15 protein-coding genes are annotated in these 13,920 nt (G+C 74.5%); 13 read left to right on the forward strand and 2 right to left on the reverse strand.

The annotated features are described in order from the left end of the window. The first annotated feature begins 42 nt into the window (after nt 1-42). From ACF068_RS28355 to ACF068_RS28380, 6 genes are all read left to right on the forward strand, one after another. On the forward strand, nt 43-708 hold the full coding sequence (locus ACF068_RS28355) for an HdeD family acid-resistance protein (RefSeq protein WP_392277137.1): 666 nt from the start codon (nt 43-45) through the stop codon (nt 706-708). Nucleotides 709-738: 30 nt separating this feature from the next. Next, complete coding sequence (locus tag ACF068_RS28360; protein WP_392277138.1) at nt 739-2,106, forward strand: hypothetical protein; 1,368 nt, start codon at nt 739-741, stop codon at nt 2,104-2,106. A gap of 16 nt (nt 2,107-2,122) precedes the next feature. After that, the gene (locus ACF068_RS28365) at nt 2,123-2,983 is read left to right on the forward strand and encodes a ribonuclease BN (RefSeq protein WP_392277139.1); all 861 of its coding nucleotides are present in this window, start codon (nt 2,123-2,125) and stop codon (nt 2,981-2,983) included. Nucleotides 2,984-3,111: 128 nt separating this feature from the next. Further along, the gene (locus ACF068_RS28370; RefSeq protein ID WP_392277140.1) at nt 3,112-3,591 is read left to right on the forward strand and encodes an SHOCT domain-containing protein; all 480 of its coding nucleotides are present in this window, start codon (nt 3,112-3,114) and stop codon (nt 3,589-3,591) included. A 64-nt stretch (nt 3,592-3,655) separates the two neighbouring features. Beyond that, the gene (locus tag ACF068_RS28375) at nt 3,656-4,069 is read left to right on the forward strand and encodes a hypothetical protein (RefSeq protein ID WP_392277141.1); all 414 of its coding nucleotides are present in this window, start codon (nt 3,656-3,658) and stop codon (nt 4,067-4,069) included. After that, nucleotides 4,069-5,430, forward strand: coding sequence for a diacylglycerol/lipid kinase family protein (locus ACF068_RS28380; protein WP_392277217.1), 1,362 nt, complete (start codon nt 4,069-4,071; stop codon nt 5,428-5,430). Before ACF068_RS28375 ends, ACF068_RS28380 begins: the two co-directional genes overlap by 1 nt. 172 nt (nt 5,431-5,602) lie before the next feature. On the opposite strand, the gene ACF068_RS28385 is transcribed toward ACF068_RS28380, so the two are convergent. Beyond that, the gene (locus ACF068_RS28385; protein ID WP_392277142.1) at nt 5,603-6,436 is read right to left on the reverse strand and encodes a class II glutamine amidotransferase; all 834 of its coding nucleotides are present in this window, start codon (nt 6,434-6,436) and stop codon (nt 5,603-5,605) included. Between the two features lie 20 nt (nt 6,437-6,456). Beyond that, complete coding sequence (locus ACF068_RS28390; protein ID WP_392277143.1) at nt 6,457-6,864, reverse strand: hypothetical protein; 408 nt, start codon at nt 6,862-6,864, stop codon at nt 6,457-6,459. Nucleotides 6,865-7,109: 245 nt separating this feature from the next. Between ACF068_RS28390 and ACF068_RS28395 the strand changes: the two genes are divergently transcribed. The 7 genes from ACF068_RS28395 (at nt 7,110) to ACF068_RS28425 (ending at nt 13,917) form a co-directional block, all read left to right on the forward strand. Then, on the forward strand, nt 7,110-7,367 hold the full coding sequence (locus tag ACF068_RS28395) for a hypothetical protein (RefSeq protein ID WP_392277144.1): 258 nt from the start codon (nt 7,110-7,112) through the stop codon (nt 7,365-7,367). Nucleotides 7,368-7,533: 166 nt separating this feature from the next. Next, nucleotides 7,534-7,815, forward strand: coding sequence for a polyprenyl synthetase (locus ACF068_RS28400; protein ID WP_392277145.1), 282 nt, complete (start codon nt 7,534-7,536; stop codon nt 7,813-7,815). Beyond that, complete coding sequence (locus ACF068_RS28405) at nt 7,805-8,860, forward strand: polyprenyl synthetase family protein (protein ID WP_392277146.1); 1,056 nt, start codon at nt 7,805-7,807, stop codon at nt 8,858-8,860. Before ACF068_RS28400 ends, ACF068_RS28405 begins: the two co-directional genes overlap by 11 nt. A gap of 91 nt (nt 8,861-8,951) precedes the next feature. Next, the gene (locus ACF068_RS28410; RefSeq protein WP_392277147.1) at nt 8,952-10,112 is read left to right on the forward strand and encodes an oxygenase MpaB family protein; all 1,161 of its coding nucleotides are present in this window, start codon (nt 8,952-8,954) and stop codon (nt 10,110-10,112) included. Nucleotides 10,113-10,299: 187 nt separating this feature from the next. Continuing rightward, nucleotides 10,300-10,731 carry a CU044_2847 family protein gene (locus ACF068_RS28415; protein WP_392277148.1) on the forward strand — a complete coding sequence of 144 codons (432 nt, stop codon included), beginning with the start codon at nt 10,300-10,302 and terminating at the stop codon, nt 10,729-10,731. 19 nt (nt 10,732-10,750) lie between these two features. Continuing rightward, complete coding sequence (locus ACF068_RS28420; RefSeq protein WP_392277149.1) at nt 10,751-12,817, forward strand: hypothetical protein; 2,067 nt, start codon at nt 10,751-10,753, stop codon at nt 12,815-12,817. Further along, the gene (locus tag ACF068_RS28425) at nt 12,817-13,917 is read left to right on the forward strand and encodes an AAA family ATPase (protein WP_392277150.1); all 1,101 of its coding nucleotides are present in this window, start codon (nt 12,817-12,819) and stop codon (nt 13,915-13,917) included. The genes ACF068_RS28420 and ACF068_RS28425 overlap by 1 nt, the downstream gene beginning before the upstream one ends. The last annotated feature ends 3 nt before the right edge of the window (nt 13,918-13,920 follow it).

Genomic DNA, 13,920 nt, shown 5'->3' on the forward strand with positions numbered 1-13,920 from the left:
TGGGCGGCCCGTACCACCGGCCCGACGCCGCGAGGAGGAGCCATGACCGTGCCGCGTGAACCGGCGCCGGGCAGCGGACCGGACCGGTCGTCCCCGCGCCCGGCCGGTGGGCCGCCGGGCGCTCCGGTGGAGTTGTCGGTGAAGCTCGAACGCTCCTGGACGTGGATCCTGGCGGCGGCGCTCGCCTCCCTCGTGCCGGGGGTGCTGATTCTGGTCTGGCCGGACGAGACGCTGCACGTCCTGGCGGTTCTCATCGGCCTGCACCTGATCGTGGCCGGTGCCCTCCGGTTCGTCGGGGTCTTCGCCCGCGAGGAGGCCGGCGAACGGCTCACCGGGCTGCTCCTGTCGGTCCTGTACGTGCTGGGCGGGGTGCTGTGCCTGCGGCATCCGCTGCAGACCATCGCCGCCCTGTCGCTGATCACCGGGATCGTCTGGCTCGCGTCCGGCATCCTCACCCTCTACACGGCCGTCGCCGCCCGGAACCTGCCGCACCGCGGGGCCGTCCTGGGCGCCGGACTGCTCGGCCTGGTCGCCGGCATCGTGGTGCTCGCCCTGCCGATGGAGTCGGCGCTGGCGCTGACGCGTCTGCTCGGTCTGTGGCTCGTGCTGCTCGGCCTCGTCGAGGCGGCCGTCGCCTTCGCCGCGCGAGCGGCGTCCGACGGGCCGCGCACCACCGGCCCGGGGTCCGGCGCCGCCGGCCCGGGCTGACCCCCGGCCCGTACGACCGAGGAGAAGACCATGGATTCCGGCTCGTCCTCCGCCTCCGCCTCCGCCTCCGGTGGGACCGGGGGGGCCGGTCATGGCCTGACCGCCGCCGAGCGCTCCGACTACGAGCGGCTGCGCCGGGCGGCGGGTGTCCGGCACCGCCGGGTCCGGCGGATCGGCGCCTGCGTCCTCCTGGTGCTGACCCTCCTGCTCGCCCCGCTGGCCGTCGTCGCCGCCTGGGTGCAGGACACGGTCTCGGACACGGACCGGTACGTGCAGACCGTGTCGCCCCTGTCGTCGGACCCGGCGGTGCAGAAGGTCGTGACCGACCGGCTGACGAACCGCGTGACCGGCAACGTGGACGTGAAGGCGGTGACCGACGCACTGGCGAAGGCCCTGGCGGACGCGGGGGCGCCGCCGCGCGTGGTGGACGGGGCCGAGGCCCTCACGGGCCCGCTGCGGGGCGCGGTCGAGGACGTCGTGCACCGCACCGTCAACGGTGTGGTCACCAGTGACACGTTCCAGCGGGTGTGGGAGTCCGCGAACCGCCAGGCGCACGCCGCGGTGATGAACGTGCTCACCGGTGAGCGGACGGGGGTCGTGCGGGCCACGGGCGACACGGTGGTGCTGGACGTCGGGGAGGTCGTCGACCGGGTGCAGCAGCGTCTGGTCGACGCGGGCTTCGAGAAGGCCGCCGCCATACCGGACACCGACCGCACGGTCACCCTGTTCGAGACCGAGCACCTGAGCCAGGCGCAGGACACGATGCGGCTGCTGGACGTGCTCGGTGTCTGGCTGCCCGTCCTGACCTTCGTCCTCGCCGTTCTCGCCGTCTGGGTCGCCCCGGGTCACCGGCTGATGCTGCTGGTCACGGCGGTCGGCGTCGGCGTGATGATGGCGCTGCTGCTGGTCGCGCTGGCCGTCCTGCGGCGGGTGTACCTCGACGCGGTGCCGCCTGCCGAGTTGCCGGCCGATGCCGCCGCCGCCATCTTCGACACCTTCGTCCGCTTCCTGCGCGAGAGCACCCGCACCCTCCTCGTCATCTCCGTGATCACGGCGCTGGCCGCCTTCCTGTACGGACCCGGGCGGGTGGCCCGGGCCGTACGGACGGCGGCCCGGCGGGGCGCCGGGGGCACGGGGCGGGGCCTGAACCGTGCCGGATTGCGCACGGGCGGGACGGGACGGTGGCTGGCGACGCACCAGTCCTGGACCACCGGGGTCACGATCGGGGCGGGCGCCTTGGCACTCCTGCTCTGGAACGGTCCCACGGTCGGCTCGGTGGCTCTGGTGGTGGCCCTCGTCCTGGTCGTCCTCGCCGTCCTCGCCGTCCTCGCCGCCGCGGGCCCCGCTCCGGCGTCACCCGCCGCGGATGCGGAGGCGCACGGCCCTGTGAGCCCGTGACAGAGGAGGCCCGCCCGTGGCCAGGAGGCCCGCCGGAGCTTCGTCCTCCGCCCGGGGCCGGGCGAAGCGGCTGTGGGCGGGGCTGCGGTCGGGTCCCGCCGCCCGGCTCCTCACCCGGCTGCCGGTCCTCAACATCGTGGAAGGCGCGGTGCGGCTCGCCGCGCAGGCCTTCTGCACGGTGCTGCCGCTGCTGATGACGGTGGCGGCCTTCGCGCCGGAGGGGGTGCGGGACCTGATGGGCGATTCGTTGCGCGCGGTGCTCGGTGTCCGCGGCGACACCCTCCAGGAGATGCGCCGCGCCCTCGCCGCGGACGGGCCGACGCGGAACTCCGTGGGTGCGGTCGGCCTGGTGGTGACGCTGGTGTCGGCGACGGCGTTCAGCCGTGCGCTGCAAGCGGTGTGCGAGCGGTGCTGGCACCTGCCCAGGGCGCCGCTGCGGGACGTGGTCTGGCGCTGGCTGCTGTGGCTGGTCGTCTGGCTGGGCGCGTTGTTGGTCCAGGCGCCTCTGCGCGACGGTTTCGGCCGGGGCGGCGTGACCGGAGCGGTGCTCTCGGTGCTGTCCGCGGCACTGCTGTGGTGGTGGACCCAGCACCTGTTCCTGGGCGGCAGGGTCGGCTGGTGGGCACTCGCACCGGGGGCGGTGCTGGCCGGGGCGGGCACGGTGGTGCTGAGCTGGGCCGCCCGGCTGCTGGTGCCGGCGGCCATGGAGCGCAGTCTCGACGACTTCGGTCTTCTCGGGCCCGTCTTCACCTTCCTGTCCTGGCTGATCGCCGTGTTCCTGGTGGCCGTCTCGGGTCTGGCCCTCGGCGAGGCGGTGGCGGCGTCCGGCTGGTACCGGACGGCGTTCGCCGCACGCCGGGCCAAGGCCGGCGAGTGAACGGAAGGGCGGGCCGCCGCGGCGGCCGATTCACCCGCACCGGGTGAAGCCATCGGCCTCCCCCGCGGCCAGCCTGGTAACGGCACAGATCGGCTGCCGGGCGCTTGCCCGGGACGACGGAGGTGGCGATGAGTGGGCCTGTGTACCTCGCGTACGACTTTCCGCTGCTGAGCATCTTCTGGACCATGCTCGTGTTCTTCCTGTGGATCGCATGGTTCGTGCTGCTCTTCCGGATCGTCACCGACATCTTCCGGGACGACGACATGAGCGGCTGGGCCAAGACCGGCTGGCTGGTCACGGTGCTCGTCCTGCCGTTCCTGGGCGTCTTCGTCTATCTGATCGCCCGGGGCAAGAACATGGGCCGCCGGGAGATCGCCCAGGCGCGTGCGCAGCAGGAGGCGTTCGACAGCTACGTCCGCGAGACCGCCGCCAAGGCGGGCCCCGCCCAAGCCGCCGGTCCCACCAGCGTCGACCAGCTCGCCAGGCTGTCCGACATCCGCTCGCGCGGTGACATCACGGACGAGGAGTTCCGCAGGGCCAAGGAGCTGGTCCTGAGCGGCGCGGGCTCCTCGCGAGCGGGTGGTGGCCCGTCCGCGCCCGCGCCCTGACCCGTACCGAGTCCTACCGAGCCGCTACCGATACGAAGCGCGTGAGACGAATGGAGCCAGCAGGATGACGCACACGATGTTTTCGCAGACGAGGGCGGAGCGGCACCCGTGGGCCGGTGGCCTGACGCTCTTCGCGGCGGTCATGCTCATGATTTCGGGTGTCCTGGGGGTGTGCCGCGGGATCATGGCGATCGCCGAGGACGACGTCTTCGTCACGACGAGCAACTACGTCTTCGAGTTCGACCTCACGAGCTGGGGCTGGATCCACCTCACGCTCGGCGCCGTCGCCATCATCGTCAGCCTCGGACTCTTCGCGGCGTCGATGTGGGCCCGCGTCGCGGGCGTCGCCATCGGCGGACTGGTCATCATCGCCAACTTCCTCTCCCTGCCGTACTACCCGGTCTGGTCCATCGTGATGATCGCCGCCTCGGCCTTCATCATCTGGGCCCTGTGCGTGGTGCGACCGGACGACATGTGATCGGCCGGCACACCGCTGGGGCGAACGGACCCGGTGGCCGCCTCACGGCGGCCGCCGGTGACGGCCGTGCGGGGTGGGCCCGCGCGGCGCTGCTCGCGCTGCTGGCGAGCGCGGCCGTGGCGCTCGTGGCGGCCGGGCTGCGCAGTGTGCTGTGGCTGGTGGCCGGTCTCGCCGGGCTGGCCCTCGCCGCCGTGGGCGTCTGGTGGGCCCTCGCCCACACCGGCCCCGTCCGGTGGGCGGGGGTCTTCCTGAGCGTCGCCGCGCCGGTCGCCGTCCTGGCCGTCTTCGCCGCGGCCGGCATGCTCGGGCCGGCCCTCGGCTCGCTCGTCCTGTGGGTACTGGCCGTGCGGGCGGCCCAGCACGTCACCGCGCCGGGGCACACCCCCTCCGCGCGGGATCCGGTGGACGCCGAGGCCCCGCGACACCCCTGGATCGTCATGAACCCGCGCTCCGGGGGCGGGAAGGTGGAGCGCTTCCACCTGGCGGCGCGGGCGCGGGAGGCCGGCGCCCGTGTCGTGCTGCTCGGCCCGGAGCACGAGGACGTCGCCGAACTGGCCGGCCGGGCCGTGGCCGAGGGGGCGGATCTGCTGGCCGTGGCGGGCGGCGACGGCACCCAGGCGCTGGTGGCCGAGGTCGCGGCGCGGCACGACCTGCCCTTCCTGGTGGTCCCCGCCGGCACCCGCAACCACTTCGCCCTCGACCTCGGTCTCGACCGCGACGACCCGGCGGCGGCCCTCGACGCCCTCACCGACGGCGTCGAACTCCGGGTCGACCTCGGGTTCGCCGCCGGCCGGGTGTTCGTCAACAACGCCTCCTTCGGTACGTACGCGGCCGTCGTCGGCGACCCCGCCTACCGCGGCGAGAAGGTGCACACGACCTTGCGCAGCCTCCCCTGGCTCCTCACCGGTCCCGACGCGCCCCGCCTGCGGATGCGGGCCGGGGACGTCCGCGCGGAGGATCTCCAGGCGCTGCTCATCAGCAACAACCCGTATCTGCGAGCGGTGGATTCCGCCCACCCCGGGCGCCGGGCGCGGCTGGACTCCGGGCTGCTCGGCGTCCTGGGCGTGCGGGTCGGCAACACGGCCCAGGCCGCGCGCATGGTCCGCGGCAGCCGTTCGGCGGGCCTGCTGCGGCTGACCGCCGAGAGCGTGGTCGTCGAGGCGGACACGGGCACCGTCCCGGCCGGTATCGACGGGGAGCATGTGCTGCTGCCGACCCCGGTGGTGTGCCGGACGGCCCCGGGGGCCCTGCGGGTACGCGTTCCCCGCGGCCGTCCGCGGCGCCCGCTGGAACGGGTGGCCGCCGACTGGCCGCGCGTCGCACGGGTGGCGCTGGGCCGCCCGGCACGGGCCGGATCCTGACGACGCGGCACGGGCGCGGGCGGGGACTCGGGGACTCGGGGACGGGCGCAGGCGTGGACTCAGGCACGGGCGCGGGCACGGGCGCGGACTTCGGCCCGGGACCACGGCCCGGCACGGGGGGCCGTGACCCCCGCGTGCCGGGCCGGTCAGGGGCCCGGGAGCGGCGCTCCGGCTACACCGGCGCGAACGGGCGCAGCTCGTCGGCGCCCGCCCGGACGACGCCGTAACTGCGTTCGGGAACCTCGTGCCAGGCTCCGGGGAGGTCGCCCAGCGGCTCGGACACGACCAGGCGCGTCTCGGGGGACAGGCCCCGGAGGAACGCCATGTCGGGGTGGAGGGCCTGGAGCGACGCGACGCTGCTGCTGTAGTACAGCGACCGGGCGTCGCCCTCGCTGGCGTAGCGGAACGCCCAGACGCTGGTGCCGTCGGTCGTGGCGATGGTCATCTGGAGCGGTGCGGCGACCCCGAGTTCCCGACCGGTGCGCTCGACGAACCCGGCCATGCGGGCCACCGCGAGCGGCGGGTCGTCCCGCAGGCCGAAGGTGAGCGCCAGGTAGAACATCACTTCCGAGTCGGTGGACCCCTCCATGCCGGTGAACAGCGCGGGTTCCACGGCCATGCACAGCTCCCGGCGCATCGCGGGGAAGCCGGTGATGGCACCGTTGTGCATCCACATCCAGTGGCCGTGCCGGAAGGGGTGGCAGTTGGTCTGCTGGACCGCCGTCCCCGTCGAGGCCCGGATGTGGGCGAAGAAGAGCGGCGAGCGGACGTGGCTGGAGATCTCCCGCAGATTGCGGTTGTTCCACGCCGGCCCCACGTCGCGGACGACGGCGGGGGTGCGGTCGTCGGCGTCGGGTGCGTACCAGCCGATGCCGAAGCCGTCCCCGTTGGTCGTCTCGACGCCCAGGCGGGAGTGCAGGCTCTGGTCGATCAGCGAGTGCGCGGGCTCGTACAGGATGGTGTCGAGCAGGAGGGGACTTCCGGAGTACGCCAGCCACCGGCACATCGGTCGTCATCCCTCTCGTGTCAGCGCTTCTCGGTACGGACGACGCACAGGGCCCAGATGATGAAGGCGTACATGGCGATGGCGACGATCGACCACAGCGGGTAGTAGGGGATGGACAGGAAGTTGGCGATGAGCAGCAGGGACGCCAGCACCACACCGATCATCCGTGCCCAGAGAGTGGGCTTGAAGAGTCCGAAGGCCACCAGTACGGCCAGCCCTCCGAAGAGCAGGTGGATCCAGCCCCAGCTCGTGGTGTCGAACTGGAAGATGTAGTCGGGCGTGGCCACGAAGACGTCGTCCTCGGCGATGCCCATGATGCCGCGGAAGATGTCGAGGAGGCCCGCGACGATCAGCAGTACGGCGGCGAACGTCACCAGGCCGCCGGCCACGGCCCGGCTGTGCTTGCTCTTGACGTGGGTGGTCGTCATGTCCTGTCTCCTGTCGCTTGTCGCTCAGGGGCGGTCGCCCGTGCGCTCTCCCGTGTCGGTACGGGACGCCCAGGCCATTCCGAGACTGCCGCCTGCGGGTGGCGGGCCGCCTCACCCGGCCCGGGTGAGGTGCGCGACCGGCCGGCGCGCACGTGGGTATGCCCGGGGAATGGGCGAGGTCGCGATTGGGTGTCGAGGGGGCGCCGCCGCATTGCCCGGGGCCCGGTCGCGCTGTTGGAGTCGGTATGTGGACCTCTCATGACGCGGTGGGGGACGGCGCCTCCTGGTCGGGGACCGACGGATCGCCCTGCTCGTACTGCATGGATCTGGCCTCTTCCGGCGGCCCGCGCGGCGACGCGGGGGCGCGCCCGTTCGCCGGCCGCCCCGGGGCGGAGGGGCTGCTCGGCAGCGACCCGGCCTCCGGGGGGCGGGCGGTCGTGATCGCCTGGCTGACGTCCACGGTGACCGTCGGGTCGGCGGTCGTCCTGGCCCTCCTCCGCTGACGGCGGCGCCGTGCCGCTCGGACCGTACGGCCGCGCGAAGTGATCACTCGATCGTGGGTTCTCCCGCTGCGACGCCAGGAGTGACGCCATGCTCGGGGGGCCGGGGTGCCGGCGGGCACCCGGCCGGTGCGGCGGGGGCGCGGGAAGTGGGACACGGGGAGGAATCGTGACGCAGCACGCGGGACGGAGTGGCCCGGAGCGCCGGGCCGTACTGCTGGCGGCGGGGCTCGCCGATCTGGCGGTGAGCACCCTGGCCGAGGGCCTGGGAACGGTACGGGGGCTGCTGCGCCGCTCGGACGCGGCGGAGCTGGCCGGGGAGGCCGAGCGCGACCTGGTGGCGCGGGGCCGTCTGGTCCTGGACCGGTACGCCGCCGTGCCACCGCCGCACCTGGAGGTCCTCGCCCGGTACGCCGTCGCGCGGAGGGACGCGGCCGCCCGTGACGTCTGACCGGTGGGACCCGGACGCGTTCAAGGCCCGCGTCGACGAGGTGCTGCACCGGTTCGTCGCCGAGGAGGCCGGCCGTTTCGCGGACGTCGACCCGGCCCTGGACGTGGTGGCCGGGCAACTGGAGGCGGCGGTGGCCGACGGCAAGAGGCTGCGGGCCGCCTTCTGCTACTGGGGGTGGCTCGCGGCCGGCCAGCCGGACGCCGACGCCCTCGTGCGGGCGGCCGCGTCCATGGAACTCGTGCACGCCGCCGCGGTCGTGCACGACGACCTCATCGACGACAGTCCGCTGCGGCGCGGGCGGCCCACCGCCCACGTCGCGCTGCGCGACGCGCTACGCGGCCGCCGGGGCGCCGGCGCCGCCGGGAGGTCGTTGGCGATGCTGGTGGGAGACCTGCTGATGGCCCTGGCGGGACATCTGTTCACCACCAGTGGTCTGCCCGCCGCCTACCTGGCCCGGGCGCGCCCGTGGTGGACGGTCATGGCGCGCGAGCTGATCGCGGGTGAGTGCCTGGAGATCCTCCGCACCGGGGACGGCCCGGACCTCGGGACGTCGCTGAAGGTGATCCGTTACAAGACCGCCAAGTACACCGTCGAACAGCCCCTGCTGATCGGCGGCGCCCTGGCCGGGGCGGGCGGTCGGCTGCGCGACGGCTACCGCGCGTACGGGCTGCCGCTGGGCGAGGCGTTCCAGCTCCGGGACGACCTGCTCGGCCTGTTCGGGGACCCGCGACGCACCGGCAAGGCCGACACCGACGACGTACGCGGGCACAGGCCCACCGCGCTGCTGGCGGAAGCGTGGCGCCTCGCCGGTCCGGACGACCGGGAACTGCTCACCGCCCGGCTGGGCCGGGGGGATCCGGGGCGGGAAGGGCTGGACGCGGTGCGCGAGGTGATGCGCAGGCTGCGGGCGCCCGACCGCATCGAGGCCATGATCGGCGAACGTGTCCAGGAGGCGCTCGACGCCCTGCACCGGCTCGCCCTGCCGGCGCGCGCCGAGGCCGCGCTGACCGCGCTGGCGCACTCGGCGGCGGTCCGGCCCTTCTGACCCCCGCCGCCCGCCGCCCGCCGTTCCCCCGCCCCACTCACCGCCGGCCGCCGCCGCCCGGACGGCCCTTCGAAGACGAGGACCCCCTGCCATGACGTACACCGAGGCATCGATGGACGCCCTGCGGTCGGCCGGTGACGAACTCGCCGACGCGACCGTCGCCACCCTCTTCGCCCGCGGGGAGGTGGGCACCTTCAACACCCTGATGCGCTACGTCTCGACGGCCGGCGCTCCCCTCCCGGACGGGCTGCCCGACGTCGCGCGCGCGTACCTGGAGGCCACCCGCGTGCCGCCGGACTGGGTGGACTGGTCCGAGATGGAGAAGGCCCGGCTGTTCTTCATCGACAACAACGTGCACATCTCCACCGCCCTGTCCTTCGCGTCCATGCCGGCCTGTTACGTCGTGCCCCACGTGGCGAAGCTCCTGGCGACCACCCACGGACTGAAGTACCCCTCCAAACGCATGGCTGAGACCGGCCAGTTCACCGTGTATCTGATGCAGCCCGACGCGTTCGAGTCGGGCGGCCGCTTCGTTCCGGCGGCCCAGAAGGTCCGCCTCCTGCACGCCTCCATCCGCCACCACCTGAAGCGCGACGGCCTCTGGGACACCGCGGCCCTCGGAACGCCGATCTGCCAGGAGGACATGATCGGCGGGCAGATGTTCTTCTCCCTGCTCGTCCTGGACAGCCTGGACCGCCTGGGCATCCACATGTCGGCCGAAGGCGCGGACGCGTACTACTACGCGTGGCGCGTCGTCGGTGCCATGCTCGGCGTCGACCAGGCCGCCGTGCCCAAGGACCTCGACGAGGCCCGGAGGTTCCTCGACCTGTACATGGTCCGGCACATGGGGCCGTCCGACGAGGGCGCGCTGCTGACGCGGCAACTGATCGACCTGTACGAGGAAGTGGTGCCCGGCACCTTCTTCGACCCGATCGTCTCCGCTCTCGTCCGCCACCTCATTGGTGACACCTGCGCCGACTGGCTCCAGGTGCCGCGCACACGGTGGGACACCGCCGTCAGGGCCGTGCCCCACCTCCTGGGCGTCCTGGAGACCATCGAGGACCGGTCACCGCTCGGCGCCTGGGCGCTGGACCGCCTGGGCCACCTGACCACGGTCCTCGAACTGTCCTCCCTCACCCGCGGGCGGGTCATGCACTACGCCATCCCCGACTCCCTGAAGAAGGACTACGGCGTCGACGACGGCGTTCCGCGCAGCCGCCGGTGGACTCCCCCGCCTCCCACGCTTCCCTGACGCCCGTCGGTGGACTCCCCCGCCCCCACGCTCCCATGACGGCCCGTCGGTGGACTCCCCCGCCCCCACGCCTCCCTGACGCCCCGCCGACGCGCTCGATTCCCCCCAGTCCTCCTGATCACTCCACGGCGGGCGGGATCGGCTCCTAGCATGGAGCGCGTAGCGGGTGGCGGACCGAGGGGGGCTCATGTCACGGCTGGTGCGGTTGGAGATGCCGGACGGTCAGATCGTCTGGGCGGCCGTCGAGGAGACCGGGCCGAGCGACTCGGGCATCGGCGAACGGCTGGTGGAGCGCCTGGAGGGGTTCCAGCAGTCGCTGCGGGCGGTCGCGGACAACGCCCGCGCCGCCCTGGCGCCGGCCCGGCCGGACGAGGTGAGCATCGAGTTCGGGCTGGAGCTCGCGGCGGGCGGGGACGGCGTCGTGGCGGCGCTCGTCGGCGGAAGCGGCAAGGCGGCGTTCAAGGTGACGCTGAAGTGGGGCGGGGCGGCCGCGGTCCCCGCCGTACCCGCCCCGCCCGCCCCGCCCGCCCCGCCGGTTCCGGCGGTTCCGGCGGCACCCCCCGCCGTCCCGCCCCAGCCGCCGGCGCCGCCCTCGCCGTCGCCGGAGCGGCAGGGCTGAGGGACCGGACCGAGCCCGCATGCACCGGCCCACTCCCCTGTCGCTGCTCCTGGAGCTCCTGGAGGGCTGCCGCGTCCGCGTCGACGGCACCACCAGGGGCGCGGGCTTCTTCGTCGCGCCCGGGTACGTGGTCTCCTGCGCGCACGTCGCGGGCGCGCTGCCCGGCACGCGGGTGCCCGTGGAGTGGCGGGGCGCCCGGTACGAGGGCATCGTGCGCGCCGCGTCCGCGCCGCCGCCCCGGCCCGGGCGGGGCCTGTGGCCGTACCCGGACCTGGCGGTGGTGGAGGTGCCCGGTGTGCCGGCGGGCCACCCGTGCGTCTGGCTGGACGGGCTGCTTCCCCCGGCGGGTACGGCACTGAGCGCGGCGGGCTTCTCGGACACCTACGAACCCGGTGTGCCCGCGGCGCGCACGGCCGAACTGCGCCGGGGCGGGAGCACGTTCCTGCACGGCGGCCGGATGATCGAGCTGGCCGGGGCCGAGGTGAACGAGGGCCTGTCCGGCGGGGCGGTGCTCAGTCACGCGTCGGGCGGGGTGTGCGGGGTCGTCAAGGCCACCCGGCTCAGGGGCACCGACATGGGCGGGCTCGCCACACCGGTGGGCGCGCTGCGGCTGCTGGACCCGGAGGTGTACCGCGCGGTGGTGCGGGGACACGACCGGTTCCACGGCGTGGACGGCCGCTGGCCGATGGCCGCGGACGGCGTCCGCGCGTACGACCCCCGCACCGCGCACCCGGCGCACGCCCCGTATCCGCCGCCGCCGTACCCCGCGTATCCGGTTCCCTCCTACCCGGGGTACCCGGCTCACCCGGCGTACGGTTCCGCGCACGGCGGTGGGCCGGCCGGTGGCGGCGGTCTGACCGGTGACGAGCACCGTCACCTGCTGGCCCTGATGGCCTCCTTGCCCGCCCTCCCGGCGGCGGGCGGACACCGCGCCGCGTTCCTGGCGGCCGCGGCGGACGGGGCGGCTCCGCCGGAGGACTACCCGCTGCTGGACCACCGGGACGTCTTCACGGACCTGGCCGCCCAGATGCCCCCGGTCGACGGGGGGCTGCCCTACGAGCTGGCCTTCGCCGCGGATCTGGCGGGGCGGGGCTGCGGGGCCCAGGACGCCGTGCAGCGGCTGCGGGACCGGGTGCTGATCGTCGCCGGCCGGCTCGGCCTCGGCGACGAGGCGCAGCGGCGGCTGGCCGGCGGCCCCGGCGGCGGGGAGCGCCACTCGCTCATCGGGCGGGTGCGGCACGCGCTGCGGGACCGGCGGCTGTACCACGTGGGGGTGTGGCGCTACCGCTCCCCCGGTGACGTCGTGCCGATGACGGCGGAGTCGGAGGCGCTGCCGCTGCGGGCGGCGCTGGAGCGCCTGGCGGAGCTGCTGCCCGAGCAGATCGACGCCATGGGCGGTGTCACGAACCCGGGCCTGATCGAGCTGATTCTGCCCGAGGAGGCGCTGGACGAGGGCTTCCCGGACTGGTTGCTGTGGCCGCGGTACCCGTGGTTCGCGCTGGGCCGCAAGCAGCACGTGGTGGTCCGTCCGCTGGAGCGGCACGAGGCGCCGGCGCTGCACGCCGCCTGGGAGCGCCGGTGGGAACACCTGGCGGGCAAGCCCATCGGCGAGGCGCTGGTGTGCGTGTGCGGCCGGGACGGCCAGGACCAGGCGGCCCTGGGCGCGTCCTTCGACACCGACCCGTCGCTGGCCGCGCTCGCGCTGGCCGGCTCGCCGCGATCGGCGCCGGTGTCCGACGCCTACCGGGTCGCCGTCGCCTCCGGCGTCCCGATGATGACGTGGCGTCGCGGGGCGGCGGCCTGTACGCGCCGGGACGGCGGCCGGTGCGGGGTGCCGGGACGGCACGAGTGCCCCGGCGACCGGTTCCTCGCCCAGGTGCGGACGGCGCTGGCCGGGACGGTACGGGACGAGCTGCCGGAGAAGGTGTGCTCGCTGCGCAACGAGGCGGTCGCGTCGGCGGGTGCGGAGGAGGACCACATCGGCGGACGGATCGTGCTGTTGTGGGACGACCCGCGGCGACGGATCCCCCGACCACCCCCCTTGGCGACGGCCGAGGCCGAGGAAGGACCGACAGGACCTGCATGATGAGCGAGTGGCGGATCTACCAAGGCGTGAGCCGGCCGCACGACGGCATCGAGCGGTTGCCCGCTCCGCCGCCGTGGCGGGACTTCGGCCGGGACGTCGCACCCACGCCGTTCGACCGTGACGCGGAGGCGGACGGCGGGCGCCGGCTGCCGCACGCGGACGCCTACCGGGCGGACGGGCGCACGATCGACGCGGTCAACACCGCCCTGTACCTGCGCCGGCCGCTGCTGGTGACGGGCGATCCGGGCACCGGCAAGTCGACGCTCGCGCACGCGGTGGCGCGCGAGCTGCGGCTGGGCCCGGTGCTGCGGTGGCCCGTGAACAGCAAGACCGGGCTGCGGGACGGGCTGTACCGGTACGACTCGCTCGGCCGGCTGGAGGAGGCGGGCGTGGCCCGCGAGTCGGGCGACCCGGCGCCGCCGACGGATCTCGGCAGGTTCGTCCGGCTGGGACCGCTGGGCACGGCGCTGGCGCCGTACGCCCTGCCGCGCGTCCTGCTGATCGACGAGATCGACAAGAGCGACATCGACCTGCCCAACGACCTCCTCGACGTGTTCGAGGAGGGCATGTTCGAGATCCCCGAACTGTCGCGGGTGGCCGACAAGCAGCCGACCGTACGGGTGCGGCCGGCCGACGACGGCGAGCCGGTGACCGTGCGCGGTGGCACGGTGCGCTGCCTGACGTTCCCGTTCGTCATCCTCACCAGCAACGGGGAGCGGGAGTTCCCGCCCGCGTTCCTGCGGCGGTGCGTACGGCTGCATCTGCCGGCCGTGGACGACGAGCAGCGGCTGCGCGCCATCGTGCGCGCCCATCTGGCCACGGCGGTGGAGGACGCGGACGGGGTCGTGGAGCGGTTCCTGGCGCATGCGGCGACCGGGGAGCTGGCCACCGACCAGCTCCTCAACGCGGTCTACCTGATGAGCCGTACGCGCGGCGAGGACGCCCCGGACCTCGACCGGCTGGCCGGGCTGGTGTTCCAGCACCTCAACGTGACGGTGCCGGCCGAGGCGACCGGTGGGCCGGCCCCGGGCGGTGACCGGCGGACCGGGCCCGGTGAGGGGACCGCGCCGGCCCCGCCCGTGCCGCCGGCCGGGGCGTGACGC

It is taken from the genome of Streptomyces sp. NPDC016309 (assembly GCF_043077235.1).
Lineage (GTDB): Bacteria > Actinomycetota > Actinomycetes > Streptomycetales > Streptomycetaceae > Streptomyces.

Bases quoted from the DNA above. Each gene is read 5' to 3' on its own strand.
- ACF068_RS28360 (WP_392277138.1), top strand. From the start codon at position 739: ATGGATTCCGGCTCGTCCTCCGCCTCCGCCTCCGCCTCCGGTGGGACC.
- ACF068_RS28385 (WP_392277142.1), bottom strand. From the start codon at position 6,436: ATGTGCCGGTGGCTGGCGTACTCCGGAAGTCCCCTCCTGCTCGACACC.
- ACF068_RS28395 (WP_392277144.1), top strand. From the start codon at position 7,110: ATGTGGACCTCTCATGACGCGGTGGGGGACGGCGCCTCCTGGTCGGGG.
- ACF068_RS28370 (WP_392277140.1), top strand. From the start codon at position 3,112: ATGAGTGGGCCTGTGTACCTCGCGTACGACTTTCCGCTGCTGAGCATC.
- ACF068_RS28425 (WP_392277150.1), top strand. From the start codon at position 12,817: ATGAGCGAGTGGCGGATCTACCAAGGCGTGAGCCGGCCGCACGACGGC.
- ACF068_RS28410 (WP_392277147.1), top strand. From the start codon at position 8,952: ATGACGTACACCGAGGCATCGATGGACGCCCTGCGGTCGGCCGGTGAC.
- ACF068_RS28420 (WP_392277149.1), top strand. From the start codon at position 10,751: ATGCACCGGCCCACTCCCCTGTCGCTGCTCCTGGAGCTCCTGGAGGGC.
- ACF068_RS28390 (WP_392277143.1), bottom strand. From the start codon at position 6,864: ATGACGACCACCCACGTCAAGAGCAAGCACAGCCGGGCCGTGGCCGGC.
- ACF068_RS28415 (WP_392277148.1), top strand. From the start codon at position 10,300: ATGTCACGGCTGGTGCGGTTGGAGATGCCGGACGGTCAGATCGTCTGG.
- ACF068_RS28355 (WP_392277137.1), top strand. From the start codon at position 43: ATGACCGTGCCGCGTGAACCGGCGCCGGGCAGCGGACCGGACCGGTCG.
- ACF068_RS28375 (WP_392277141.1), top strand. From the start codon at position 3,656: ATGACGCACACGATGTTTTCGCAGACGAGGGCGGAGCGGCACCCGTGG.